Below are 25535 nucleotides of genomic sequence, written 5' to 3'. Positions count from 1 at the left end.
CTATTGCTTCGTTACCGCCTCGTCCAGGTTCAAGATCACCCCGGCCACCGCCATGTAGGCCGCCAGTTGCGCCGCGTCCAGCGCGGCATCCGGCCGCGATTCACCGATCTTGATGGCGGCCGCGGCGGCTTCCGCGTGCGTCCGATAGTGTTCCGCGTGCCGCTGCCAGCCGCGCAACAGAGTGTCGAGCTCCGTGGCGCTGGGCAGCCGGGCGGTGACGAGGCGGAACATCCATTCGATTCGCCGCGGCGGCGACTCGGCCACCTGCATTGCCCGTTCGGCCAGGCCGCGGGCCGCTTCGACAAGGCTGACCTCGTTCAACAAAGTCAGCGCTTGCAGCGGCGTGTTGGTCCGCGTCTCGCGCACGATGCACGTCTCGCGGCCGGCGGCGTCGAACGTGACCATCACGGGCGGCGCCACCGTCCGCTTCCAGAAGACGTACAACCCGCGGCGATAGAGCTTTTCGCCGTGGTCCTGCACGTAGTCGACGCCCGACAAGTCGTTCCAGAGGCCTTCGGGCTGATAGGGCCTGACCGACGGCCCACCCAGCCGCTCGACCAGCAGGCCGCCGGCGGCCAGGGCCTGGTCGCGGACCATCTCCGCCGACAACCGATACCGCGGCCCCCGCGCCAACCAGCGATTGTCGGGATCGCGCGCCAACCGCTCCGGCGATACCTTGGACGATTGCCGATACGTGGCACTCGTGACCAGTTGGCGGAGCATCGCTTTCACGTCCCAGCCCATGGCGACGAACTCGGTGGCCAGCCAGTCGAGCAATTCCGGGTGCGAAGGCGGTTCGCCTTGCGCGCCGAAGTCGTCCACCGTCTTCACCAGCCCCGTGCCGAACAGCATCTGCCAAAGGCGATTGACGGCCACGCGGGCCGTGAGCGGGTTGGTCGGACCGACCAACCAACGCGCCAGGCCGAGCCGGTTGTTCGGCAAGCCGTCGGCAAGCGGCGGCAGGCTGGCGGGCACGCCGGCAGAGAGGGCGTCGCCCGGCCGGTCGTATTGCCCGCGAACGAGCAGGTGCGTCGGGCGGGGCTGCGGCGACTCTTGCATGACCATCGTCGTGGGGAACGATTCGATCATGGCGGTGCGCTGGTTCCCAAGCTCAACCACCTGCCGCCATGCGTCGCGAATCGCTGGCGGCGCGGCCTCGTTCAGAAAGCAGGCGCGAATTTTGAGCGTCATGCCGGTGGGCCGGTGCTCGGGCGCCATGGCGGCGATGTCGCCGATCGTTTCGACCGTGGCGACCACCCGCACCTCGTCGGCGTCGAGCGCGCGGCGGTACACGCGCACGTCGTCGAGCGCGCCGCGAAACCGTCCGTCGCTTCCACCGCCCCCGCCGATGCGCAGCGGCTGCTTGGTGTCGAACGACTGATTCAGATCGTCGAGCGGCACGTTGAGCGGTTCGGCCTCTCCGTCGATGTAGATGTGAATGCCGGACGCCACGCGAGAGCCGTCGTAGGTGGCGGCGACGTGGTGCCACCGGCCGGGGATGAGCCTGCGCTGCGTCTCCACACGCAGGGCATCGTCGAGCCAGCGTTTGACGAGGTTGAGCTGAATTCTGCCGCCGTCCGCGGTCAGGTAATAACCATCGGCCTGCGTCGCATCGGTCATTCGCGACACGATGGTGCCGCGGGGGTCGTCGCCCAGCCGCACCCAGGCCGAAAGCGTAAACTTGTCGTAAAAGCCGAATGGCGCGAGATCGCCGGCCTCGACGAACCTGCGGCCGTCGAATTGCACCGCTTGCCCGGTGCGTCCCGCGGCGAACTGCTCGGCACCGTCGACGATGCGGCCGCTCTTTTGCGCGTCGACACGATTCAGCAGATCGCCGTCGAAGGAATAGGCCGCCACCAGACCCTCGGTAAGCGTCCAATCGAGCGGCGGGCCGCCCACGAGCGACTGCTCCCACGCCTGCTGGCCGGTGGCGAGTGGGTCTGCCAGCTTGGCGAACGACTCCTCGGCCGCGGCAAGCTGCCGTTCGAGCGATTGGAGGCCGGCCTGCTGGTCGCGGGTCGGCGAGAGCGCGACGGGCGGCGAGTTGCCGTACTTGACCGCCTTGCCGCGCTCCGGCACGTTGTTGAAGTAGGCAAACAGCCGGTAGTAATCGCGCTGACTGAAGGGATCGAACTTGTGGTCGTGGCAGCGGGCGCAGCCGAGCGTCAGACCCAGCCAGACGGTGCCCGTCGTATCCACGCGGTCGACCACATACTCCACGGCGTACTCTTCCGGCACGATGCCGCCTTCCGCGTTGCCGCGATGGTTGCGGTTGAAGCCGGTGGCGATCCGCTGATCGAGGGTGCAACCGGGCAACAGGTCGCCGGCAAGCTGCTCGACGGTGAATTGATCGAACGGCAGCTTGCGGTTGAAGGCTTCAATCACCCAGTCGCGCCAGCGCCACATGATCCGCTCGCCGTCGCTCTGATAGCCGTTCGTGTCGGCATACCGGGCGCCATCCAGCCAGCGTGCCGCCATGCGTTCACCGAAACGCGGCGAAGCGAGCAGTCGATCGACGACCCGCTCGTAAGCGTCGGGTGCGTCGTCGGCGAGAAAAGCATCGACTTCCGCGGGGGCCGGCGGCAGGCCGGTCAAATCGAGCGTGACGCGGCGCAGCAAGGTTGTTTTGTCGGCGGGCGGCGAGTGGTGAAGGCCCTCGCGCCGGAGCCGTGCGAGAATGAAGGCGTCGATCGGACTGGCAGGCCCGTCGCTCTCGTTGAGCGTCGGCACGGCGGGCCGCTGGGGCGGAATGAGCGACCAATGCGCTTGCCACGGCGCGCCCTGCTCGATCCAGCGCCGGAGGAGTTCGATCTGCTGGGCGGTCGGCCGGCGCTTGCTGTCGGCGGGGGGCATTCGTTCATCGGCATCGGCCGTGGTCATTCGCCGCAGCAGCTCGCTGGCGGCGGCGTTGCCCGGCACGATCGGACGGCCGCCGTCGCGCTCGGCCAGGGCTTCGGCTTGTAGGTCGAGCCGCAGGTCGGCCTTGCGTTGTGCGCGGTCAGGCCCGTGGCACTGGAAGCAGTTGTCTGACAGGATGGGCCGGATATCGCGATTGAATTCAATCGGCCGAGCGGGGTCTTCAGCGCGGGCGGTCGCCGCCGGCCAGCTCACGCTGACGATGGCCGACGACCAGATGGTAAGACGGATCATGCCGAGTACATTTTGCATGGCTGACCGAAGCCGTTGTTCGCGATTGCCACGTTACGCCAAATGCTCGATCGAATCGGCCATCGCCACGCTCGCCACGGCATTGAAAGTGGCGAACAGCCGAATGCCGCCAGCAATCACATAAAAATCCAGCGATTCCCCTTCGGGCTCAAATGCAATGTTCTCGGGATGACCGATGGTGACGCGGTCGCTGTTCTCCATGCTGAGAACAAAGGGACGGAACGGGGCCTGGCGGACCATGCGGATAACTTCGGTGCGAACGGCGTCAGCTCTCATTGGAGTCTTGGAGGTTCGGCGTTGGGGGGTTCAGCTTCTTCAAGTGTATCAAGGGGCGAGGCGATTGCCACCGCCGAGGTTGCCTCGCGGAAGGCCGGCGAGTCTAATTGAGTATTCCAATCACAACTACCCTTACCGGGAAGCTGACGCATCCCGCTCGCCACGAGGAATGATGAAGCACGCTTTATATCTCGAACTGCTCTTGGCCGCCTTCGCGCTTATGGCCGCACCGGCTTCGGCCGACGAAACGGCCGCGAAGGCCGACACCACAAAGACCAAGGGTGCCCTGGCCGATTACGTGGAAACGCCCGACCAGAGCTTCGCCTGGACCGTGCGGCGACGCGGCGAGATTCCGCAGGGCACGTGGTGCGAGCTGACACTCACCTCGCAGACCTGGCGAGACCACGCCTGGAAACACCAGCTCTTCGTGCTCAAGCCCAAGAAGCTCCGCGACGGCGGCCGGGCACTCTTGGTCATCGGCGGCGGAAACTGGAAGCCCGAACTCGAACAGCCGCCGGCGGCCGGCGAAGAAGTGCCGGGACAGGCGGCGATGTACGCCGCGGTGGCCGAGAACACGGGCACGCCGCTCGCCGTGCTGTTGCAGGTGCCGCACCAGCCGCTTCACGGCATGCGCGAAGACGCCTTGATCTCGCACACCTTCACGCAGTTCGTCAAAACCGACGACGCCACTTGGCCCTTGTTGCTGCCGATGGTCAAGAGCGCGGTGGCGGGCATGGACGCCATCGGACAGTTCGCCAAACAGGAATGGTCGCTCGACGTCGACGAGTTCACGGTCACCGGCGCCTCGAAGCGCGGCTGGACCACCTGGCTCACCGCCGCGGTCGATCGCCGCGTCACCGCCCTGGCGCCCGCCGTGATCGACACGCTCAACCTGCCCAAGCAGATGCCGCACCAGCTTGCGAGCTGGGGCAAACCTTCGGAGCAAATTCGCGACTACACCCAGCGCGGCCTGCACCTGCTCCTGGCCACGCCCCGCGGCCAGCGGCTGGTGTCGATCGTCGATCCCTACAGCTATCGTCATCTCATCGACCAGCCGAAGCTGATTCTGCTCGGCACGAACGACCGCTATTGGCCGCTCGACGCACTCAATCTCTACTGGGCCGACCTGACGGGCAAGAAGTACGTCTTGTACGTTCCCAATCAGGGTCACGGGTTGAACGATCGCGAGCGCACGCTGGGCACGGTCACCGCCTTGCACCGGCAGGCGGCGGGCGAGCTGAAGTTGGCCGATCTCGATTGGAAGTTCATCGACGAGCCCGGCAAGCTGCGGTTGCGGGTCACGTCGAGCGAACCCCCGCAGCGCGTCTCGGCCTGGCTGGCCGAATCGCCCACGCGCGACTTCCGCGAGGCCCGCTGGTCGAGTCAGCCGATGGAAGCGAGCGGCGATGGCCACGAATTTGTGTTGCCGCTCCCTCAAAAGGGATTGCAGGCCATCTTCGGCGAAGCCGTCTTCGCTACCGACCGCGTGCCGTATTTTCTGTCGACGAACGTGCGAATTGTGGAAAAGTAGGGTGGGATTGGCCTGCGTAAAATCAGCGATTCGGCAATACCGATTGCGGTACGACGCCGTTTACCGGCAACTCCTGATCCTGTCGGCCAAAGCCGATACGTTGCCAAGCTTCGTGGAATAACTCGTGCTCGTATTGGTTAGGCTGTAGCCAAAACGACACTCTGCCATCCTTCTCTCCGCGATGCGCCCGCTCCTTCACTTCGGCTGGCCTAAGCACGTAAGCGCGAGGCTGTGTGGCGACGTTATTGATGACGACCCAGAAGTCGCCCATGATCTTGTCAAGCGATTGGCCGAGCGGGACCGGCGCCTTCTTGCTGAGCGACTTCACTTGGATGCCGACGAACTGCGATGCATTGGTGTTGTAGGCGATGATGTCGACGCCCCGTGCATTGCGTGCTGTCGGCATTACGTTCCAGCCGCGAAGCGAAAGCTGATAGCAGCAGTAATACAGCCCGACGTTGCCGGTTATCTGAGGGTCGAGTTTCATAGACGTGGCTCCTGATCAATCGTGTGGCCCCACGCAGCTCCGTCAGCTCTCGACCAGCCCCTGGGCGAGTAGTATTTGTCCGTGAGCCAGCTTCATGCGCGGCGACAAAACGGCGCCCTCTCGCACTCGCTGAAGCACCGCCGGCGAAAGCGGCTCATGCAAAACGATTTTGTCGCCGTTGAACAGCCAGTTCAAGTGCTGGTCTGGATAGACCCGCGAACCGTGGAAGTTGATGCAACTGTTGTGTTCGATAAGGGGATGATCGCCGGGGCCGACCAGGCACGTTTGGTCTTTGTCCGCCCGCCAACTCGTGACATTCACGATCAAAACGTTCTCGGCGTCCTTGTCGGGGTCGGAGATGATGATCCACAAATGTGGATCGCCAGCGCGAAACCGAAATGTATCGCCGGCCTTGACCGTGGTCCTCGCTACAACGATTTTGCGCCGAAGGCAACGTCTGCATCGAGCTCTTGCCGAATGTCGTCCATGATTGACGCCTTGTCGTCGCCTCGGCCGACTGCGTCGATGATCGACTCGATTGAAATCGTGGTCGACGTCCCCGGCCGAAAGTTGTTCTGCCACTCTGGAAACCGGTGCGTCACATGATGGGCCAGTTCCCAATCGCCCGCGGCCGCATATCGCTCGCAAACTTCCTGCAGCTTTTCAATCTCGTACCGCGAGAGCCGGTCTACGCCGGGGTCGGTGACCATCTGCACCATATAACCGAACTTGTCGAAGCTGGCGGCGAAACACGGCTCGTCCACGTGCTCGCCGTTGATGAGGTCCAAGACGGCGCTGTGCAGCGGCCCGTGGTCCATCGCGACCGTCTTGGTTCCCAAAATCGGGAAGCCCGTTTCGCGAATGCTTTCGCGATCGGCCACGTAAAGCAGCTTGACAATGCGCAGCTTGCTCGCGGCACACAGATGGTGCTGACGGAGAACGACGCCGATGGACTGCAGCGTTTTTGTCGTGTCGAATCTCAGGAACATGGGCGGCGCGGGTTGGGTTACACGGGCAACCCCGAATTGTACGCCGAATTACCGCACGGTTCAAAGCGACGGCCCCGAGTTTTTGCAAATTCACACACCAACCTAGTTGCTTCGACGCCCCGGTGCGTCAAACCGGGGCAGAGCTTGGCCGCAGAGCGTGTCCTCAAACCGGGCCGGTCCTGGCCAAGCTCTGCCCCAGCCACCGCATTTTCTTCGGCAATGGCGAGCCTCATTTTTGGGCCGCACGACGTATAACGGTCGCTCCGGATTTGCGGCTGAGTCGGGCATGCCCGTCTCGGCAATGAGAAGGGACAACCGGCGACCAGGTTGCGGCGGCGGCCGCGGCGGTGCCGATGTAAAGAAGTGACACAACGGAAGTCGCGTTCGGGCATGGATCTGCCCCATCGGAAACCGGCTGCCAAAAGGCCGCCCGTGTTGCCCCGCAGAACCAAACCATGCTCGAAAAGCGAAATCCGAAACTCGACCTCGCGGCGCTGCTCCTGTTGGCGCTGAGCGTCTTTCTCTCCATCGCGCTGGTCACTTACGATCCGGCCGATCCACCCAGCGACCTGGTTTACCCGCCCCAGAGCGTAACCAACAACGCCTGCGGCTGGGTCGGGGCGCTCGTGGCATCGCTGCTGTTTCAGTTGCTCGGACTCGGCGCCTATTACCTGGTGGTCTCGCTGGCCATGCTCGACGTGGCCCTGTTGGGACATAAGGCGGTCCGCAACCCCTCGTTGCGCGGCGCCGGCTGGCTGCTGTCGCTGGCCGGGCTGACCACGCTGGCCGCGATGGCCGTGCCGCAGTTCTCGCCCGGCCCGGTGATCGGCGCCGGCGGTTACCTCGGCGCCACGCTCTACGGCCTGCTCGCCGCGCACGTCGCCACGGCCGGTTCTTTTGTGCTGGCCTTCAGCCTGATGGTCGCCGGTTGGCTGCTGGCCACCGATTACTTGCTGCTGCGGCTGTCGGGCTGGCTGGTGGCGATTCCTGCCCGAAGCGTCGGCCGCGCGTTCGGCGGCATCGGCGGCAGCAATGCGCAGCGCCGCTCAAAGGTCCGCAGCGACCTGAACGGCCCGGCCAAGCCGGCCGACGATGAAGACGACGGCCCGCCCATCCGCATTGCCGGCAAGCCCGCCGCCAACGAAATCGCCGACGCCGGTTCCGCCGACGTGGTCGACGAAGACCAGGCAGAGCCGCTCGGCAAGCCGTCGGGCGGCGTGCAGGTGGCCGAGCCGAAATCGTCGAGCGCGCTGCGCGTGCGGCCGCCCAGAAAGCGCGACGAACGCCAGCAGGTGATGAACGAGCTCGACGCCGCCAGCCGCACCGCGGACACGCCCGACTATCAGTTGCCGCCCATCGACATGCTCTTGGAGAGCGAGCCGTTCGCCTTCGAAGAGCAAGAAAAAGAGGTCCGCCACAAGGCCAAGCTGCTGGAGCAGGCGTTCGCGAGTTTCGGCCTCAACGTGCGGGTGGTGGAGATCGAAACCGGCCCGGTCATCGCCCAGTTCGAGGTGGAGTTGGAAGCCGGTTTGCGGCTCTCGAAGATCACCAGTCTGGCCGACGACCTGGCGATTGCCCTGCGCGTGCCGAGCGTGCGGATTGTGGCACCCATCCCCGGCAAGAACACGGTCGGCGTCGAGGTGCCCAACGCCGAGCGGCAGCTCGTCCGGCTCCGCGAAGTGATCGAAGAGTCGCAGGCCAAGGCCGCGAAGATGCGCATTCCCATTTTCCTGGGCAAAGACGTGTCGGGCAATCCGATGGTCGCCGATCTGACCTCGCTGCCGCACTTGCTGATCGCCGGCCGCACCGGCACGGGCAAGAGCGTCTGCCTGAACACGATGATCGTGTCGATGCTCATGGCCCGCCGGCCCGACGAAGTACGGATGCTGCTGATCGACCCCAAGATGGTCGAGCTGAGTCCCTACAAAACGCTGCCGCACCTGATGCACCCGGTCGTCACCGACATGCGCAAGGCCGAAGCGATCCTGGCCTGGGCGGTCGACAAGATGGAAGAGCGATACGCCCTGCTGGCCCGCGCCGGCGTGCGGCACATCGCCGGCTACAACCAGTTGGGCGAAGAAGAGCTGTTCGACCGTTTGCAGCCCGAATCGGACGAAGAGCGCCAGAACATTCCCACGCACCTGCCGTACATTGTGATTGTGGCCGACGAGATGGCCGACTTGATGATGACCTCGGCCAAGGAAGTCGAGACGCACATCATTCGCCTGGCCCAGAAGAGCCGGGCGGTGGGCATTCACCTGGTGCTGGCCACGCAAAAGCCGACGGTCGACGTCATCACGGGGCTTATCAAGTCGAACCTGCCGGCACGCATCGCCTTCCAAGTGGCCAGCCGCACCGACAGCCGCGTGGTGCTCGACGAGATGGGGGCCGACAAGCTGTTGGGCAACGGCGACCTGTTGTTCCTCTGGCCGGGCACGAGCACGCTGTTGCGCGGTCAGGGCACTTACGTGAGCGACGAAGAGATCAACAGAATCGTGGAGTTCGTGGGCACGACGGAGCCGGATTTTGTGAAGGAGTTGGTGCAGTTGAAGGCCAGCGGACCGGGCGAGGGCGACGCCGACCGCTTCAAGAAGCGAGACGATCTTTACGAGGCGGCCATCGACATTGTGGTCCGCGAGGGGCGCGGCAGCGTGTCGCTGTTGCAGCGTTCGCTGGGCATCGGCTACGGCCGCGGCGCGCGGCTGATCGACTTCATGTCCGAAGACGGTATTGTGGGCGCCTACAACGGTTCGCAGGCCCGCGAAGTGCTGGTCACGCTCGAACAATGGCAACAGATGTCGGGCCAGAACGCGGCGGCTGAAGTGGAAGCGAGCAAGCCGACCCGCAGCCGCCGCATCAAGCCCGCCGCGGAAGAAGCGGCCGAGGAAGCGCCATTTGACACGGATGAGGAAGAGGTTGATGAGTATAACGAGGGCGACGTGATCGACGTGGAGGCGGAGGAAGCGGGCGGGGACGTTGACGACAAAGAACATGAGGAAGAAGGGCACGAGGACGATGAAGAAACGTGAGCCGAGTGACTTTAACCGAGGGAGGAGCCAAATGACCGCGTCGCAAACCGACATCGAGTGGGTTTCTTCCGCGAAACCGGGGCGCTTTGAACACGGCTACGCCATCGTGCGGATCGACGAGTTCTTGTTGCCAACCGCTCCCCTGGAGAGTTGTATCTCGGTCAAGGCGGTTCTTGACGATGCCGACGAAGCCGAGCGCGAGGTTGTGAGGCTCAATCATCTCGCGGGCGAAGGAATTCGGTATTTCTGTCAAACGACGCGGCTGAAAAGGGCGTCGGATGCCGGATCGGTTTCGGCGGGGCACGCGGCAAATGAAGAGCTACGAAGCGCGGGAGCGTGATCGCCGCCGATGAGTGTGAACATCGTCGGCAGGGTCCGATGAGTCGTCCGCGCCGTTGATCTTGTGCGCGTTGTATCGCGGGATGACGGGCCGCCGGCCGAGATAGGTGCCCAGTTCATCGCCCCATTGGGTCCAGCCTGCCACGCGCTCGCGGGCGAAAAGCTCCAACCGCGGGCCGGGGCTGCACTGCTCGATGATGCGGTAAAGCTCGTCGGGCTTCTTGGAGTGCTCTTCCTTGCGAGTCGAAAGCAGATTCACCTGGCGGCGGCCGGGAGGCAAGGTTCTCAATTGGCCGCGCACGCCGAACAGAACCAACTCGGTCACGTTGCGGAAATAGAAGCCGACCCCGCGCCCGTCGGGTCCGCCGTCTTTGCGGACCTTGAACCACACGAGGTTGGTCTTGTACTGGAAGCCCCAGGCGTCCATCACTTGCAGTCCCCAGGGCACGAGCGCGTTAGGCACCCAGAGATAAAGGTGGCAGCGCTCGGCGGCATGTTTTGCGACCGGCATCGCGCAGATTTCGTCGATGCTCATCGTCTGGTAGCGGCGCAGGCGCTTGTGCTCGGGCGCCATTTTGCCCGTCCGGTTTTGAAAGCGCCAGGGCGGATCGGCCAGGACCGTGCCGAACGTACCCTGTAATCCGGTCAACATCGACTTGTGCGGCATGGTTCTTTGTTTCTTCAACGGGCCGTTGGCCGCCATCATAAGGCACTCGGCCGCGGGCCGCAAAGGTTGGGACAATCAATGGCCAACTTGTTGGCGAGATGCGCCGGCGATAGACTTCCAGCAAAGGACAGCGTTTTCTCGGTGCGAGAGGCACAATGCCGTCGAAATCACTTCAGGCTTGGCGGAACGAACGGCGGATTGCGCTCGATGAATTGGAGGCCGCCCACAGGAGTGTCGGCGGCACGGGCCGCGGCCGCCGCTATGCCACCCAGCAGATCAATCAGGCATACGCGGTGTTGCTCTCGTCACAGTTCCAGGGGTTTTGCCGCGACTTGCACCGCGAGTGTGCCGACTACCTTGTTCAAAGCCTGACCGGCGTGCTGGCGAGAGCGTTTGGCGCGCTACTGGGCGAAAACCGTAAACTCGATCGAGGAAACCCAACGCCAGGCAACGTTGGCTCCGACTATAATAGATTTGGGCTGTCGTTTTGGGGCGCGGTGGAAAAGCTCGACGTTCGCAACGAGAATCGGCGAAAGCGCCTCGAAGAACTGAACCTGTGGAGAAACGCTATCGCCCATCAAGACTTCAGTCTCGTCGCTGTAGGTACTTCGACGTTGCAATTGCAGATTGTGCGCGATTGGCGAAGCGCCTGCGATCAACTTGCTGGCTGTTTCGACCGCGTGATGCGCGACCACTTAATGACCGTCAATGGAGTTCCACCCTGGTAAGGAGGAAAAATGGCAACAGCGTCAAAAGCGCTCCCGTTCCGCGTCGGCGATCGGGTAAGGTTCGAATTCGGTAGCGGCAAGGTCATCGGAAAAATCCTTGAAGACCACGGTCCTCTAGGCGTTCGTGGTCGGCACCTTTACCGCGTCGAACTTCCCATGGATCCCGACGAGCCATACATAGCGGCGCTCTCGGAGGACGATATAGAACTGGTTCCGCCCGGTGAACCGCCGCCCGTCCTCGACAGGAAAAAGGTGATCGAGTATCTTTCCTGCGGAGGGCTGTATTCGATGTTAGGATCGAATATGCCGCCCAAAATCCCTCCACCGCGAGTTTGGTTGTGCCTCAACAATGTCGGAGGCATCACCTACACCTTCAATCCCGAACGCGGCGTCCTCGGCGGGGAAACTCCACCACCAGCCGCAATCTGGAATGGCAGAATTGCCGCCCCAAAGCGGGAGGCGGTGCTCTCCTTCATCGAAACTTTCGGTTTTAGCCGCAAAGAGGCCGAACGCGTGATGCGCAAAGCCGAGGCCGATTGGCGCAGGCCATGACCGAACGCGTTTTCGCCGTCGCCGCGCATCCCGACGATATCGAGTTCGTCATGGCGGGCACGCTCATCCGCCTGCGCGAGGCCGGCTACGAGTTGCACTACATGAACGTGGCCAACGGCTGCTGCGGCTCCACGCAGCACGATGCCGCCACGGTCGCCCGCGTTCGCCGTGAAGAAGCCGTCGCGGCCTGCCGGTCGATCGGGGCCGTGTTTCACGACAGCCTGGTCAACGACCTGGAAATCTTTTACGATCGTCCGACCCTCGTGCGACTGGCGGCCATCATGCGCGAGGTGTCACCGCAGATCGTGCTGACGCACTCGCCGGTCGATTACATGGAAGACCACACGAATACCTGCCGGCTGGTGGTGACGGCGGCGTTTGCCCGATGTATGCCGAACTTTCCCGCCGAGCCGCCCACGCCGGCCGTTTCGCAACCGGTGACGGTCTATCATGCTCAGCCGCACGGAAACCAGACGCCGCTCGGCGAACCCGTGCTGCCGGGCCTGTTTGTCGACGTCACCGACGTGATGCCGCAGAAGGCGGCCATGCTCGCCTGCCATGCCAGCCAGAAACGTTGGCTCGACGAAAGCCAGGGACTCGACTCCTATCTGCGCACCATGCAGGAGCTATCGGCCGAAGTCGGCCGCATGTCGGGCTGCTTTCAATACGCCGAAGGCTGGCGGCGGCACCTGCACCTTGGCTTTTGCAATGCGGACGCCGACCCGCTGGCCGACGCGCTCGCGGCCCATTGTTTGCGAAGAACGTAGGGTGGGACTGGCATGCGCAAAACGTCGGCCTTGTGGCAGAAACGTTGATGCGGTTTTTTTCCGGCTGATGCCGCCCGCTTGCCGGGCGGAGCGTCACGTTGGCAGTCTACACGGACCACGCCCCAAAAGCCCTTCCAACCGCCTTCACCGGGCCGGCGCTCGTCACGGCGCCGGGACGGGCCCCACCTTACGGCGTCGCCACCGCCGGGGCGAGCTGCAGCACCTCTTGGGCGAGCTGACGATAGTCGTCGGCGCCGTTGGAGCCGGGGGCATAATCGAAAATCGACTTGCCGAAGCTCGGCGCCTCGGCCAGCCGCACGTTGCGCCGGATGCGGGTCTGAAAGGGCTGAGCATCGGACCAGCAGGTGCGGCCCGCGCGGCACTGCTCGAAGAACTGTTCCACGTCGTGGCAGACCTCGCTCGCCAGCCGCGTCGAGCCGTCGAACATGCAGAGCACCACGCCCGATAGCCGCAGTCGCGGATTCAGCCGCCGCCCCACCAGGTCGATCGTTTCCAATAGCTTGCTGAGACCGTGCAGGGCTAAAAAGTGCGGCTGCAAGGGGATGAAGACCTCGTCGACGGCCGCCAGGGCATTCAGCGTCAAAATGCCCAGCGAGGGCGGGCAGTCGATGAACAGATAGTCGAACCGCTCGTCGTCTTCGGCAAGCTTATCGCGCAAGATCAGTTCTCGGCCGACCACGCCGGCCAGCTCGACTTCGGCCGCCGCCAGGTCGATGTGCGATCCGACGAGCCAGAGGCTGTCTTGCACTTGGCGGCGCACGTCGGCCAGCCGGGCATCGCCGGTCATCACGTCGTACACGGAGCCGCCGTCGTTTTCGGGCGGCAGGCCCAGGTGCAAGCTGGCGTGGGCCTGTGGGTCGAGGTCGATGACCGCGACCCGCTGACCGGTGGCGGCCAGCGCGGCCGCCAGATTGACGGCGGTCGTGGTTTTGCCCACGCCCCCCTTCTGATTGATGATGGCGATTTTTCGCATCGGAAGCTTCCTTGCCGCGTGAGGCGATTCGTGTGGCGGCATTATACGCAAGCTGGCGAAATTGACCTAGGTCAAGCTAACGGCAGGTTCCGTCATTTCAGGCAGATCGCGGTGCGAGAGCCGTCCCGCCAGGTTAAGGTTCTTTGGCGACGTCTTGGCCAAGCGGCGGTGGCTAATTAGCGGGCCAGCTCCGGGCGGTTCTTGAACAACTCCAAGGCCTCGGGGTTGATCAGGGCCTCGGCGTTCCGCACCGCGCGGCCGTGAATCACGTCGCGCACGGCCAACTCCACCAGCTTGCCGCTGCGCGTGCGGGGAATGTCGGCCACTTGCAGCACCAGGGCCGGCACGTGCCGCACCGTCGCGCTGCGGCGAATCTCGTCTCGGATCCGCTTTCGCAGCTCGTTGTCGAGCACCAGCCCCTCGCGGAGCTTGACGAACAGCACCACCCGCATGTCGCCCTCCCAGTCCTGACCGACGACGATCGACTCCAACACCTCCGGCACGGCCTCGACCGGGCGATAGATTTCGGCCGTGCCGATGCGGATGCCGCCGGGGTTCAAGGTGGCGTCGGATCGGCCGTAGAACACCATGCCGCCGCGCTCGTTCAGCACGGCCACGTCGCCGTGGCGCCACACGCCGGGGAACTGCGAGAAGTACGTCCGGTGGTACGCTTCCGGATCGTTCATAAAGCCCAGCGGCATCGAGGGGAACGGAGCCGTGCAGACCAGCTCGCCCGGCTTTCCGACGACCGATCGGCCGGCTTCGTCGAACACTTCCACCTTGGTTCCCAAGGTCAGGCATTGCAGCTCGCCGCGATAGACCGGGCCGATGGGATTGTCGCTGAGGAAAAAACCGCACAACTCCGTGCCGCCCATAATGCTCGACAGCCGCACATCGGGCTTAATCGCCCGATAGACGTAGTCGAAACTCTCGCCGTGCAAGGGCGCCCCGGTCGAAAGCACCACCTTCAACGACGACAAGTCGTGCGTCTTGATCGGTTCGACGTGGATCTTTTCGACGGTCGATAGGTACTTGGGGCTGGTGCCGAAGACCGTCACCCGCTCGCGCTCGGCCAGGTCGAACAAGACGTCGACCTTGGGGGCCAAGGGCGCGCCGTCGTAGAGCACCACTGTGCAACCGACCGCCAACGTGCTGATGAGCCAGTTCCACATCATCCAGCCGGCGGAGGTGTAATAGAACATGCGGTCGTCGCGCGTCAGGTTGCCGTGCAGAATGTGTTCCAACAGGTGCTTGACCAGCACGCCACCCGTGTTGTGGACAATGCACTTGGGCCGCCCGGTCGTGCCCGACGAATAGAGAATGTAGAACGGGTGATCGGGCGGAAGCTGCTCGAAAGTGGGCGGGCCGGCCGGAGCGCTGGACATGAAATCGTCCCAGGCAACGGCGCCGGCCAGCGCGTCTAAGTTCAAGACCGGCGGGTCGAGATTGGGAATCATGACCACGTGCTGGAGCGATGCGATGTTCGCGCGGATTTGTTCGATTCGCGGCGACAGATCGACGTGCCGCCCGGTTTCGATGTAGCCGTCGACGGCGATCAGCACTTTGGGATCGATCTGGCCGAAACGGTCCAAGACGCCCTGGGCGCCGAAGTCGGGCGAGCAGTTCGACCAGACCGCCCCCACGCTGGCGGCGGCGAGCACCGAGATGACCGTTTCGGGAATGCTGGGCAGGTAGCCCACCACGCGATCGCCCGGCGCCACGCCCAACGCCCTCAACGCCCGCGCGGCGCGTCCCACGGCCAGCGCCAATTGCTGGTAGCTCAGTTCTCTCCGTCCGCCGCGGTCGTTGACGGCCACCAGAGCCGGGCGGTCGTCGCGGTAGCGAAGCAGGTTTTCGGCAAAGTTCAGCCGGGCGCCATTGAACCAGCGTGCGCCAGGCATGCGGTCGAAGTCTTCGACCACCGAGTCAAAACGGCGACTGGCCACAACGCCGCAAAAGTCCCACACGGCGGCCCAGAACGCCTCAGGGTTGTCGATCGACCACTGATAGAGCGGCGGGTAGTCCGACATGGCCGGATGACCGCGATCGGCCACGAACCGCATGAAAGCGGTCATGTTCGATCGGGCGATCTGGTCGGCCGTCGGTTGCCAGAGAAGTTCGGGTGTGGAGCCTGTATCGGGTTGCTCGCCGGGCGAGATTCCGTTGCGGGCGCTGGTCATGCGATGTGAAAAACTCCCTTCCGATGGACAGAACGCATCCTAATCCCTGTGCGCGTCCAAGTCCAGTTGCGGATGCGTAGCGAATTACCGTTGTCAGAAAACATTGACCGTTGTCAAAAACAAAACGCCGCTCTGCCTGGCGCACGCTGTACGTGTGCCGCTTGGGGTCTGGAAGGTGGTTCACCGCGAGGACCCTCCGTCCGAGCCGCCATCTCTGGGAATTATGGTCCGACTGATCGCCCAGCTTGGAGGGTTCGTGAACCGGAAGCGTGCCGACCCGCCTGGTCCTCAAACCGTCTGGATCGGCCTTCAGAGGATGCACGACTTCGCCTTTGCTGGGAACTTTTCGGCCCGGAGGCCGAGGTTCAAGAAGAAACTTGTGTGTAACAACGAGGGCTCGCGCCCACGGCTAAACTCTGTCGCCGCTACGCGGCCAGGTGCCAAAAGCGCAACGTCGAAACTTGCGCTTCGGGTTAGTGTGGGCGACGAACTCAACTCGGGGAGCCTATCAAACGACGGGCATTGGCGTGCATGAGCAGCCGCAGCCGCTCCAGGTCCAGTGGCGACTCGAACAGCTTCAGCAATGCACTCTCGCACGGGAAATAGGGAGCATGAGAGCCAAACAACAGCCGTTCGACGGGAATCGCTCCCCGGTAGCTGTAGTTCGTACCCTCGATGAGCCGCCCGACGCCGCCATTTCCTTCGGTGGCGGCGACGTCGAACGTGACCGTCGTTTCCTTGACCAGGGCGGCGACGTTTTTGCCCAAGAGCGGCCCCGCCGAATCGAGCAACTGCACCTTCGCGTCGGGCAGATTCTTGAGCAAGCCGACGAGCGGCGAGACATCCACGGCCTCCACGGCCACCGCCGGATGCTGAACGCGCTCGTCTTCCAGCCGCAGGACGACCTGCACCAACATTTTCCGCCTGGCGGCCTCGGCGAGCAGACGGGCGAACTCCGGGTGGTCGAGAGCGTAGCCGTGATACATCGGATAGAGCCGCACGCCGGGCATGCGGTGCCGTTCGTGACACGCTTCAAGGTCGGCCTCCCAGTCAGGCCAGGCCGGGTTGACGCTGCCGATGGGAACGAGCATGCCGTCGCCCTGGGCCTTACACTCGTCGGCGAGGCGGCGGTTCACGAGGTCGAGTTGTTTCTCCAGCACCGCCTCGAAGCTGCCGGCCCACGCGCTTGTGATGCGATGCTTCCGCAGTTTGGCGATCAGGGCGTCGGTGCGGCCATACTTGAGCCGGCGAAAAGGCCACTCGAACAAGTGGACGTTGGTGTCGATGATCTCGGGAATCTCGGCCGTTGCCGGCAGCGGCTCCGCGGCCCGGCTCTCGCGACACGCCGCTGCCGCGCCGATCGGCAATGCGGCAGAAATCAGCGACGCCTTCACAAATCTTCGGCGGTCAAGGCGTTGCGGGTCGTAGCCGTTTTCTGGCATGGCTTGAAAGTCAAGGATCTCCCGTAGCCGTTGGATTGCTTCTGCCCAACGCCGCCCAAGTCTGACCTGTCACAATGGGCTCACGCCGACTGTCAGAGCTCATTGTCACGGGCTGGCAAAGGCTTGTCAAAGGTTGCCGCCGGTAAAGCCGGACGCCGGGCATCATCGATGGCGGCCCGTTTTTCCGGCCGATGAGCCGCCGAGGCCGGAAGAATAGTTGACACCCCCCTGCCGTCATCTACAATAAAACGTTTTCTTCCATCCTGACGCCGGCGAGACCACGCTTCCCCTGGGGAAGCTTGTTTTCTTTCGGCCCCGCAACACAACGGAGGACCGCCGCCCGTGAGCATTGCCGTCGCTGAATGGTTACCCGCCGGCCAGGCCCAGCCGACCACGTTCCAGGAGACAAAGCCGCTGTCTAGCGCCATCGAAAAGGCCGACGTGCTCATCGAGGCGCTGGAATGGATCCGGCGTTTCCGCGACAAAGTCACCGTCATCAAGCTGGGCGGCAGCGTGATGGAAGACGCCAACGCCCTGCGGCACCTGCTGCTCGACATCATCTTCATGCGCACCGTCGGCATGCGGCCCGTGGTGGTCCACGGTGGCGGCGCGGCCATCAGCCGCGCCATGACCGAGGCCGGGCTGGTGCCGCGGTTCGTGCAAGGCCGCCGCTATACCGACGACGCCGCGCTCGAAATCGTCGAGCGCGTGCTGGCCTATGAAACCAACGAGCACATTTTCGAGCGCATCGAAGAACTCGGCGGCCGCGCCGCGCCGCTCAACTTCCACACCACCAACGTCCTGTTTGGCGAGCGGATGATGCTCGACGGCGAAAACGGCCAGCCGATCGACCTGGGGCACGTCGGTCAGGTGACGCGCGTCGACCGCACGACGGTCGAGAACCTGTGCTATGCCGGCATCGTCCCGGTCATCCCCTCCATGTGCGTCGACGGCCAGAAGCAGAAGTTGAACGTGAACGCCGACACGGCGGCCACCGCCGTCGCCCAGGAGATGCGGGCCGAAAAGCTCGTCTTTCTCAGCGACGTGAACGGCGTCCGCCGCAGCAAAGACGACCCCGCCTCGCTCATCCACTCGCTCACCGCGGCCGAAGCGCGGGGGTTGATGGCCAGCGGTGCGATCGAGTCGGGCATGATCCCCAAAGTCGAAGCCTGCCTGGAGACGCTCAACAACGGCGTCAGCAAGATCCACATCATCGACGGACGGCTGCGCCATTCGCTGCTGCTGGAAATCTACACCAGCAGCGGTGTGGGAACCGAAATCGTCAACGAATGAAGGCCGAACCAAGGCCCGGAGTCGCTTGTCTCTACGCCCGTGTGGAACAAAATCAATTAGGAAGTCATCTCATGGCAAGTTCGCAAGCCGCCGTTGCACCGCCCCCCGTGTCCCAGTCGCTGGCTTCTTCGTCGTCCGAAGTCATCGAGCTGTTCAAGAAGTACGTCATCCCGAATTATAACCGCTACCCGGTGTGCCTGACGCACGGCGAAGGTTCCTATGTCTGGGACAGCGAGGGGAAGCGCTATCTCGACCTGTTTCCCGGCTGGGGCTGCAATCTGCTGGGGCATTGTCCGGCGCCGGTGGTGAAGGCCGTTCAGGAGCAGGTCGCCACGCTGATCCACGTGCCGAACACCTGGTACATCGAGGCCCAGGGGCTGTGGGCCAAGGCGCTTTCGGAGCGGAGTTTTGGCGGGCAGGCGTTCTTTTGCAATTCGGGCACCGAGGCCAACGAGGCGGCCATCAAGCTGGCCCGCCTGCACACGCCCAAGCAACGCTACAAGATCATCACCTTCACCGGCGGCTTCCACGGCCGCACGCTCGGTTCGACCGCGGCCACCGCCCAGCCGAAATATCACGAAGGTCTGGGGCCGTTGATGGCCGGCTTCGTCTATGCACCCTACGGCGATCTTGAGGCGGTGCGCAAGCTGGTCGATGCCGAAACGGCCGCCATCATGGTCGAGCCGGTGCAGGGCGAAGGCGGCATCAACATTCCGCCGCAAGAGTTTCTCGCCGGTCTGCGTGAGCTTTGCGACGAGCACGGTCTGCTGCTGATCTTCGACGAAGTGCAGAGCGGTTTCGGCCGCACGGGAGAGTGGTTCGCCTACCAGCACTTCGGCGTCGTGCCCGACGTGATGACGCTGGCCAAGGCGTTGTGCGGGGGCATCGCGGGCGGAGCGATGCTGACCAAGCCCGAAATCGCGCCCAGTTTGCGGCCGGGCATGCACGCCGCCACCTTCGGCGGCAATCCCATCGCGGCACGGGCCGGCATCGCGGCCATCGAGATGATCGAAGAAGAGAACCTGCTGGAGAACGCAAAGCAGGTGAGCGAAGTCTTTCGCGACCGCCTGGAAACGCTCCGCGGCGAGTGCGACGCCATTGAAGACGTTCGCGTGCTGGGCATGATGATCGGAATCGAGCTGGCGCGTGAAGGAGCGCCGGTGGTCAAAGCCTGCATGGACCGCAAGCTGCTGGTCAATTGCACGCAGGGAACGGTCATCCGCCTTTTGCCGGCGCTCAATCTCAGCCAGCAACAGGCCCACGACGCTTGCGACGTGCTGGCCGAAGTATTGAAGGAACAAGTGGAGCAGCCCGTATAAGCCATGCGCAACTTAATCACGCTGGCCGATCTGTCGAGCGCCGAATTCGAGCGGGTGTTTGCCATCAGCGAAGACCTGAAAAGCAAGCACGCCCAGGGACTGCGAGAGGCGCTGCTGCCCGGCCGCGTGATCGCCTTGCTGTTCGAGAAGCCTTCGCTGCGGACGCGAGTCAGCTTCGAGGCCGGCATCTGTCATCTGGGCGGCAGCAGCCTGTTTCTCGGCAAGGAGGTGGGCTGGGGATCGCGGGAGACGATCGCCGATTTTGCCCGCGTGCTGAGCACCTATGTCGACGCCATCGTCGTGCGTGCTCAGTCGCACCAGAAGCTGCAGGAGCTGGCCGAGCATTCGACGTGTACGGTCATCAACGGGCTGACGGATTACCTGCATCCCTGCCAGGCGCTGGCCGACCTGTTTACGTTGCGCGAGCTGGTTGGGCCGTTGAAAGGCCGGACGCTGGCTTACGTGGGCGACGGGAACAACGTGGCCCGCAGCCTGGCGATCGGCTGCGGCAAGCTGGGCATGCGGTTTATCCTGGCGGCGCCCAAGGAGTATCAGTTCGAGGCCGACTTTCTGGCCCTGCTGAAGAAGGTGGTGCCGCAATTGAAGCTGACCGTGACCGCCGATCCGCGCAAAGCGGTGCGCGACGCGGCGGCCATCTATACCGATGTCTGGACGAGCATGGGCCAGGAAGCCGAAAGCGACGTGCGGCGGCAGGCGCTGGCCGACTACCAGGTGAACGAAGCCTTGCTCTCGCACGCGCCCGAAAACACGTTCTTCATGCACTGCCTGCCGGCGCGTCGCGGCGAAGAAGTGACCGACGGCGTGATGGACGGACCGTCGAGCGTGGTGGTGCAACAGGCCGCCAATCGGCTGCACGTGCAGAAAGGGATCTTGGCCTGGCTGCTGGGAGCCAAAGCGTGAAAACCCAAAATCCAAAACTGCTCCGCCACGATGGCCGGCGGGCCGACGAGCTGCGCCCAATCACGATCAAGCGGGGCTTCACCCGTACCGCGTCCGGCAGCGTGCTTATTCAGGCCGGCCGCACCACGGTGCTCTGCACGGCCAGCGTGGCCGAAGAAGTGCCTGGCTGGATGAAAGGCGAAGGTCGCGGCTGGGTCACCGCCGAATACAGCATGCTGCCCGGCAGCACGAGCCCTCGCAAGCCGCGGGATCGCGCCGGCAAGATCGACGGCCGAACCACGGAAATTCAACGGCTGATCGGCCGAAGTCTGCGGGCCATCGTCGACCTGGAAGCCCTCGGGGAGCGGTCGATCACGGTCGATTGCGACGTCTTGGACGCCGACGGCGGCACCAGGACGTTGAGCATCACCGGGGCATTGGTGGCATTGGTCGACGCCCTGGCCGCGATCAAAGAATTGCCCGACGCCCAGCGCCGTCCGCTGTGCGATAGCGTGGCCGCGGTCAGCGTTGGTCTGGTCGACGGGCGGCCGGTGCTCGACCTCGATTACCAGGAAGATTTTGCCGCCAGCGTCGACATGAACGTGGTCATGACCGGTGCGGGACGTTTCGTCGAGGTGCAGGGGACCGGCGAAGAAGCGACCTTCAGCGAGCAGGAGCTGGCGGCCTTGGTGAAGTTGGCCCGCGGCGGCATCGAGCAGCTTATCGAAAAGCAGCGCGCCGCGCTGCGCAGGGCCTGGCCGTTCTGAGTCCGGCACGCCGATTGTCGCCCCCTCCGCCGAAAGCGTTCCGTCCGCGCGGGACTGGCCCCACCTTACGACGGCGGCATAAAATCGGGATAACTTGCAGAACACTACAATCCGATCGTAATTCATTAAGCCCCGCTTTCTCGTTTCATGTTTGCCAAAACGCGAATTGCCGCTGCTTTGCTCTGCTTGGTGGCCCTGGCCTTGCTGGTGGCCATCGGCCAAGCGCCGCGCGCCGGCCCGCCGTCGCCTGCCGCCTCGAGCGTGAAGGCCGCCGGCGATTGCCGTGGCTGTCACGAGCAGGTGTGGCGTGAATGGCAAACCTCGTACCACTCGCGCGCCTGGAGCGACGATCCGGTGCAGGCCGCATTTCAACATTTCGGCTTCGACCGCCGCTGCCAGTCGTGCCACGCTCCGGTCCGCGAACTCGTGATGGATGTCAGCGCTCCGATCGAGCTGCGCGCCGACGACCCGGCCAGCGGGGTCGATTGCCTGAGCTGTCATGGCCTGGCCGAGGGCGGCATTGCGGCCGCGCGGACCATCGCCGACGCGCCCTGCCGTCCGCGTGAGGTCAAGGGTTTCGGCGGCAGCCGGGCCTGCGGCGCCTGCCACCAGGCGATCTATCAAGATTGGCACGAAAGCCGGTATCGCACGGCGAGCAAAGAATGCCAGTCGTGCCACATGCCGGCGGTCGCCGAGAGGGCCCACGGCCGCAATCATGTCTGCCTCGGCGGACACGATCTCAATCTGATTCGTTCGGCGGCGAAACTGAGCTGCCGCCGCGACCGCGACGAACTCGTCGTGTCCGCCACAAACCATGCCACGGGGCATAACTTTCCGGGCGAGCGACACAATCGCGTACTGTATCTTCAGGTGATCGAGCGCAATTCGCGGGGCGAGATCACGCTGGCCAGGCAGGAGTTGATCAAAGGCATCACGCCCTTTCGTGGAGAGTCGAGTGCGGAGAAGCTGCGCATCGACCAGACGTTCGAGGCACGTTTTCCCATCGTCGGGCCGCCGGTCGTCGCCGAGGTGCAGCTTCTCTACAAGTCGTTTCCCTGGTATCCCGACGCCGAAGCCCTGGTCGTCGCGCATGCCAAGATGGAGCTGGGGCCTTGACGAAGCAATGTCGGCCTTTTCTTAGTCGAGTAGCCAATCTAAGATGGATCATAGGTTCGCCGCCAGTAGAATATGCGTTCGTTGAGGAATTTGGAATGACCGTTTCTCATTGGACCGAAGCTGATTCGAACCGAGCGCGAGAGCTTTTGTCGGAATATCAGCGGCGGCATGATCTGTCAAAACAAATCGGAAGGACCGCCGGAATCGACCCGGCCAGCGGCTGCATCTGGTTTGGCGACTCGATTCAAGACGTCATCGCCCAACGTGACGCTGACGGCCACTTCTCGCCTTTATATTTCATGCGAGTCGGATCGGAGGTCTACTATCGAAAGGGGCGACGCCATTGATCGAAGGCGGCATCTGGCTTGCGATAATCGCGCTGTGCGTTTTGCCGGGCTGCCGTAGCGAGGATACCCCCGAGGTCGTCGTCTACGTGGCCATCGACCGCGGCGATGCCGAGCCGATCTTGAACGACTTCCAAACGGCTTCGGGCATTCACGTTCGCGCCGTTTACGACGCCGAAGCGGCCAAGACGACCGGACTCGTAACACGGTTGCTGGCGGAGTCGCAGTCGCCGCGGTGCGACGTCTTTTGGAATAACGAACTGGTGCAGACACTGCTGCTGGCCGATCGCGGCCTGCTCGATCGTTACGAGTCTCCCGAAGCGGCCGATATTCCCGCCGATTCGAAAGACGCCGACGGCCGTTGGACCGCGGTGGCCATGCGGGCCCGCGTGATCGTCTATAACACCGACCATGTGCCGGAACAAAAGGCCCCTCGCGGCTTGCAAGACCTCGCCGGGCCCGAATGGCGGGGCCAGGTGGCCATCGCCGACCCGCAGTTTGGCACCACCCGCGCTCACGCGGCCGCCCTGTTCGCGGCGCTGGGGCCGGAAGGCGCGACGAAGTGGTTCGACGATCTTCTGGCCAACGACGTGCGAATCGTGGACGGCAACGCGATGGTCAAGAATCTCGTGGCCCGCGCCAAGCCGGGCGCCTCGCCGGTTTTCGTCGGACTCACCGACACCGACGACGTGCTCTCCGGTCTGGCCGACGGCGAACCGATCGGAATGGTGTTTCCCGACCAGCACGATCAGGGAACGCTGCTGGTGCCGAGCAGCGTGGCGCTGGTGCGCGGGGCGCCGCACGGCGAGTCGGCCCGGCGGCTCATCGACTACCTCGTCAGCCGCCAGGTTGAAGCGGCGCTCACGGCCGACGGCAAAGGCTACTTGCCGGTACGCCGCGGTTCGCCGCAGCCCAAGTTCGTGTCGCGCGCTTGGCCGCTGCGAACCATGCAGGTAACGCATACGGCGATCTACGAGCAACTCGACACGAGCAGTCGCTGGACGCGGGAGCACTTTCATCCGTGACCGGCAAAGGCATCGCGCACCAGCACGAATATTTGCCCGGTTGGCCGTTGTGGCCGGCCTTGGGCGTGGCAATGGTGTTGCTCCTGCCCTTGGCGGCGCTCGCCATCGGCGATCGTTCTTCGCCCGAACAAGCTTTCACCGGGCCGCCGTCGCCGGCCGTCGGCGTTGCGGGCCGGCCGGCGTTCCCTTGGACCTCGTTCGCGGCCAGTCTGGCGGTGAGCGCCGCCGCCGCGAGTGTGGCCGTCATCGTGGGCGGCCTGGTGGCGGCCGCGCTGGAACTGACCGATTTGCCGGCCCGCAGCCTGTGGGCCACGGCCATGCTGATCGCCTTCGCTTCACCCAGTGCGGTGTGGGCGTTGGCTCAGGTCTATTGCTATGGGTCGAGCGGGCTTGTCGACCGCTGGCTGGGCGACACTTGGCGGCCTTGGCTGACTCAGCTCGACGCCGGGCATTTCACTTCGTCGGTGCTGGTGCTGGGCCAGATGTACGCTCCGCTGGCGATGTTGCTCATCGGGCGTGGACTGGCCCGGTTGCCGCAGTCGGGTTGGGACGCGGCCCGCCTGCTGTTGCCGCCGTGGCGCCGCGGGCGATGGCTGGCCGGGGCCGTTCGGCCGGAAGCGGCAGCCGCTTGGCTGCTGGCGTTCGCACTCAGCCTGGGCAACTTCAGCGTTCCGCACGTCCTGCAATGTCGCTTGTTTCCCATCGAGGTCTATCTGCGTCTGACCAACTACCTCGATCGCGGCGGCGCCTCGCGATCGGCGCTGGCCTTGCTCTCGGTCGCTCTGTTCGCCGTGGCAGTGCTGGCGTTCGTCGAACGGCGCCGGCAGTATGTCACGGCCCGAAGCGAAACGGCCGCTCAGCGCATCGAGTTGGGGCGGCGGGCCTGGCTTGTGGCGGCCGCGTTGGCCGGCTATCTGGCGATCACGGTCGTTTTGCCGGTTTCCGCGATGGTGGTCGAGTGCCGGTCGCTGCCGAAGTTTCTGGCTGCCGCTCGCGACGCGGCGCCGGAGACCGCCAACACCTTGCGCACGGCGTTGCTGGCAGCCGCCCTCGCGCTGCTGGCGGCCACGGTGGTCGGGCGAGCGGCCGCCCGGCGAAAGAGCCTCGCTTTGGACTTCCTGTCGCTGCTGCCGATTGGCGTGCCGGCGCTGGTCTTGGGACTGGCCTATTCCCAGTTTTACAATCGCGATTGGCCAGTGGATCTGAAGGCGTTGGGCAACACCAACGCGCTCGTCGTCTTGGCCTTGACCGCGCGAGCTTGGCCGTTTGCCGCCCGTGCCATGGCGTCGGGCGAGCGCCGCATCGCCGGCGAATGGCGCGAGTCGGCGTGGCTGTCGGGGTTGGGCCGCTGGCGGCGGGCATGGTGGATCGATCTTCCGCTGTTGGCCGATCATGCCTTGGCGGCGGTACTGATCGGTTACGTGCTCACCGTGGGCGAAGTCGAAATCAGCCAACTCCTCTGCGCGCCGGGTCAGGGAACGCTGGCCTTGCGGCTGTTCACGTTCATGCACTTCGGCCCGGTCCACGTGGCGGCCAGCCTGGCTCTGATGCAGTTGGCGGTGGCCCTCTTGCCCGTGCTGGCGTATTTTCTGCTTACCAATCGCTGCCTGGAAGTGGTTTGA

General features: G+C 64.2%; 22 protein-coding genes. 13 read left to right on the top strand and 9 right to left on the bottom strand.

What is annotated here, in order from left to right; all coding sequences use genetic code 11:
- Together VNH11_16380 and VNH11_16375 are read right to left on the bottom strand one after the other, a co-directional pair.
- Window positions 1-3150, bottom strand: a complete 3150-nt coding sequence (locus tag VNH11_16380; GenBank protein ID HVA47948.1) for a DUF1553 domain-containing protein — start codon at window positions 3148-3150, stop codon at window positions 1-3.
- A 51-nt stretch (window positions 3151-3201) separates the two neighbouring features.
- The gene (locus VNH11_16375) at window positions 3202-3444 is read right to left on the bottom strand and encodes a hypothetical protein (protein ID HVA47947.1); all 243 of its coding nucleotides are present in this window, start codon (window positions 3442-3444) and stop codon (window positions 3202-3204) included.
- Window positions 3445-3616: 172 nt separating this feature from the next.
- Between VNH11_16375 and VNH11_16370 the strand changes: the two genes are divergently transcribed.
- The gene (locus VNH11_16370; protein HVA47946.1) at window positions 3617-4975 is read left to right on the top strand and encodes a PhoPQ-activated protein PqaA family protein; all 1359 of its coding nucleotides are present in this window, start codon (window positions 3617-3619) and stop codon (window positions 4973-4975) included.
- A gap of 22 nt (window positions 4976-4997) precedes the next feature.
- Here VNH11_16370 and VNH11_16365 read toward each other — a convergent pair whose 3' ends face one another.
- The 3 genes from VNH11_16365 to VNH11_16355 are packed head-to-tail and all read right to left on the bottom strand — an operon-like array spanning window position 4998 to window position 6451.
- The gene (locus tag VNH11_16365; GenBank protein ID HVA47945.1) at window positions 4998-5462 is read right to left on the bottom strand and encodes a hypothetical protein; all 465 of its coding nucleotides are present in this window, start codon (window positions 5460-5462) and stop codon (window positions 4998-5000) included.
- A gap of 42 nt (window positions 5463-5504) precedes the next feature.
- Entirely contained in the window at window positions 5505-5834 is a 330-nt protein-coding gene (locus VNH11_16360; GenBank protein ID HVA47944.1) for a hypothetical protein, read from the bottom strand.
- Between the two features lie 56 nt (window positions 5835-5890).
- Window positions 5891-6451, bottom strand: a complete 561-nt coding sequence (locus VNH11_16355; protein HVA47943.1) for a Panacea domain-containing protein — start codon at window positions 6449-6451, stop codon at window positions 5891-5893.
- Window positions 6452-6906: 455 nt separating this feature from the next.
- On the opposite strand from VNH11_16355, the gene VNH11_16350 reads away from it, so the two are divergent.
- Entirely contained in the window at window positions 6907-9480 is a 2574-nt protein-coding gene (locus VNH11_16350; GenBank protein HVA47942.1) for a DNA translocase FtsK, read from the top strand.
- A 31-nt stretch (window positions 9481-9511) separates the two neighbouring features.
- Window positions 9512-9820: a hypothetical protein gene (locus VNH11_16345; GenBank protein ID HVA47941.1), complete on the top strand. Its 309-nt coding sequence runs from the start codon at window positions 9512-9514 to the stop codon at window positions 9818-9820.
- Here the strand turns inward: VNH11_16345 and VNH11_16340 are convergent.
- On the bottom strand, window positions 9800-10486 hold the full coding sequence (locus VNH11_16340) for an MT-A70 family methyltransferase (protein HVA47940.1): 687 nt from the start codon (window positions 10484-10486) through the stop codon (window positions 9800-9802). The two genes, VNH11_16345 and VNH11_16340, sit on opposite strands and share 21 nt — an antisense overlap.
- Before the next feature lie 155 nt (window positions 10487-10641).
- Between VNH11_16340 and VNH11_16335 the strand changes: the two genes are divergently transcribed.
- The 3 genes from VNH11_16335 to VNH11_16325 all read left to right on the top strand — a co-directional run bounded on the left by VNH11_16335 (window position 10642) and on the right by VNH11_16325 (window position 12533).
- Entirely contained in the window at window positions 10642-11214 is a 573-nt protein-coding gene (locus VNH11_16335; GenBank protein ID HVA47939.1) for a hypothetical protein, read from the top strand.
- A 156-nt stretch (window positions 11215-11370) separates the two neighbouring features.
- Window positions 11371-11766 (top strand): hypothetical protein, encoded by a 396-nt coding sequence (locus VNH11_16330; GenBank protein HVA47938.1) that lies wholly within the window; start codon window positions 11371-11373, stop codon window positions 11764-11766.
- Complete coding sequence (locus VNH11_16325) at window positions 11763-12533, top strand: PIG-L deacetylase family protein (GenBank protein HVA47937.1); 771 nt, start codon at window positions 11763-11765, stop codon at window positions 12531-12533. Before VNH11_16330 ends, VNH11_16325 begins: the two co-directional genes overlap by 4 nt.
- 187 nt (window positions 12534-12720) lie before the next feature.
- On the opposite strand, the gene VNH11_16320 is transcribed toward VNH11_16325, so the two are convergent.
- The 3 genes from VNH11_16320 to VNH11_16310 form a co-directional block, all read right to left on the bottom strand.
- Window positions 12721-13527: a ParA family protein gene (locus VNH11_16320; protein ID HVA47936.1), complete on the bottom strand. Its 807-nt coding sequence runs from the start codon at window positions 13525-13527 to the stop codon at window positions 12721-12723.
- A 176-nt stretch (window positions 13528-13703) separates the two neighbouring features.
- Entirely contained in the window at window positions 13704-15707 is a 2004-nt protein-coding gene (locus tag VNH11_16315; protein ID HVA47935.1) for an acetoacetate--CoA ligase, read from the bottom strand.
- Between the two features lie 491 nt (window positions 15708-16198).
- Window positions 16199-17149, bottom strand: a complete 951-nt coding sequence (locus VNH11_16310) for an amidohydrolase family protein (GenBank protein HVA47934.1) — start codon at window positions 17147-17149, stop codon at window positions 16199-16201.
- A gap of 414 nt (window positions 17150-17563) precedes the next feature.
- Here VNH11_16310 and argB point away from each other — a divergent pair, with 414 nt between their 5' ends.
- The 7 genes from argB (at window position 17564) to VNH11_16275 (ending at window position 25535) form a co-directional block, all read left to right on the top strand.
- Window positions 17564-18442: an acetylglutamate kinase gene (argB, locus tag VNH11_16305; GenBank protein HVA47933.1), complete on the top strand. Its 879-nt coding sequence runs from the start codon at window positions 17564-17566 to the stop codon at window positions 18440-18442.
- 71 nt (window positions 18443-18513) lie between these two features.
- Complete coding sequence (locus tag VNH11_16300) at window positions 18514-19761, top strand: aspartate aminotransferase family protein (GenBank protein ID HVA47932.1); 1248 nt, start codon at window positions 18514-18516, stop codon at window positions 19759-19761.
- 3 nt (window positions 19762-19764) lie between these two features.
- Entirely contained in the window at window positions 19765-20682 is a 918-nt protein-coding gene (gene argF / locus VNH11_16295; GenBank protein ID HVA47931.1) for an ornithine carbamoyltransferase, read from the top strand.
- Window positions 20679-21428 carry a ribonuclease PH gene (gene rph, locus VNH11_16290; protein ID HVA47930.1) on the top strand — a complete coding sequence of 250 codons (750 nt, stop codon included), beginning with the start codon at window positions 20679-20681 and terminating at the stop codon, window positions 21426-21428. Before argF ends, rph begins: the two co-directional genes overlap by 4 nt.
- A gap of 147 nt (window positions 21429-21575) precedes the next feature.
- Window positions 21576-22544: a multiheme c-type cytochrome gene (locus VNH11_16285; GenBank protein HVA47929.1), complete on the top strand. Its 969-nt coding sequence runs from the start codon at window positions 21576-21578 to the stop codon at window positions 22542-22544.
- A gap of 343 nt (window positions 22545-22887) precedes the next feature.
- Entirely contained in the window at window positions 22888-23913 is a 1026-nt protein-coding gene (locus tag VNH11_16280; protein HVA47928.1) for an extracellular solute-binding protein, read from the top strand.
- The gene (locus VNH11_16275; GenBank protein ID HVA47927.1) at window positions 23910-25535 is read left to right on the top strand and encodes a hypothetical protein; all 1626 of its coding nucleotides are present in this window, start codon (window positions 23910-23912) and stop codon (window positions 25533-25535) included. The genes VNH11_16280 and VNH11_16275 overlap by 4 nt, the downstream gene beginning before the upstream one ends.

This window comes from Pirellulales bacterium, assembly GCA_035533075.1.
Classification (GTDB): domain Bacteria; phylum Planctomycetota; class Planctomycetia; order Pirellulales; family JAICIG01; genus DASSFG01.
This window is presented reverse-complemented; position numbering and strand designations above follow the sequence as displayed.

Bases quoted from the DNA above. Each gene is read 5' to 3' on its own strand.
- VNH11_16380 (HVA47948.1), bottom strand. From the start codon at position 3,150: ATGATCCGTCTTACCATCTGGTCGTCGGCCATCGTCAGCGTGAGCTGG.
- VNH11_16375 (HVA47947.1), bottom strand. From the start codon at position 3,444: ATGAGAGCTGACGCCGTTCGCACCGAAGTTATCCGCATGGTCCGCCAG.
- VNH11_16370 (HVA47946.1), top strand. From the start codon at position 3,617: ATGAAGCACGCTTTATATCTCGAACTGCTCTTGGCCGCCTTCGCGCTT.
- VNH11_16365 (HVA47945.1), bottom strand. From the start codon at position 5,462: ATGAAACTCGACCCTCAGATAACCGGCAACGTCGGGCTGTATTACTGC.
- VNH11_16355 (HVA47943.1), bottom strand. From the start codon at position 6,451: ATGTTCCTGAGATTCGACACGACAAAAACGCTGCAGTCCATCGGCGTC.
- VNH11_16350 (HVA47942.1), top strand. From the start codon at position 6,907: ATGCTCGAAAAGCGAAATCCGAAACTCGACCTCGCGGCGCTGCTCCTG.
- VNH11_16345 (HVA47941.1), top strand. From the start codon at position 9,512: ATGACCGCGTCGCAAACCGACATCGAGTGGGTTTCTTCCGCGAAACCG.
- VNH11_16340 (HVA47940.1), bottom strand. From the start codon at position 10,486: ATGCCGCACAAGTCGATGTTGACCGGATTACAGGGTACGTTCGGCACG.
- VNH11_16335 (HVA47939.1), top strand. From the start codon at position 10,642: ATGCCGTCGAAATCACTTCAGGCTTGGCGGAACGAACGGCGGATTGCG.
- VNH11_16330 (HVA47938.1), top strand. From the start codon at position 11,371: ATGGATCCCGACGAGCCATACATAGCGGCGCTCTCGGAGGACGATATA.
- VNH11_16325 (HVA47937.1), top strand. From the start codon at position 11,763: ATGACCGAACGCGTTTTCGCCGTCGCCGCGCATCCCGACGATATCGAG.
- VNH11_16320 (HVA47936.1), bottom strand. From the start codon at position 13,527: ATGCGAAAAATCGCCATCATCAATCAGAAGGGGGGCGTGGGCAAAACC.
- VNH11_16315 (HVA47935.1), bottom strand. From the start codon at position 15,707: ATGACCAGCGCCCGCAACGGAATCTCGCCCGGCGAGCAACCCGATACA.
- VNH11_16310 (HVA47934.1), bottom strand. From the start codon at position 17,149: ATGCCAGAAAACGGCTACGACCCGCAACGCCTTGACCGCCGAAGATTT.
- VNH11_16300 (HVA47932.1), top strand. From the start codon at position 18,514: ATGGCAAGTTCGCAAGCCGCCGTTGCACCGCCCCCCGTGTCCCAGTCG.
- argF (HVA47931.1), top strand. From the start codon at position 19,765: ATGCGCAACTTAATCACGCTGGCCGATCTGTCGAGCGCCGAATTCGAG.
- VNH11_16285 (HVA47929.1), top strand. From the start codon at position 21,576: ATGTTTGCCAAAACGCGAATTGCCGCTGCTTTGCTCTGCTTGGTGGCC.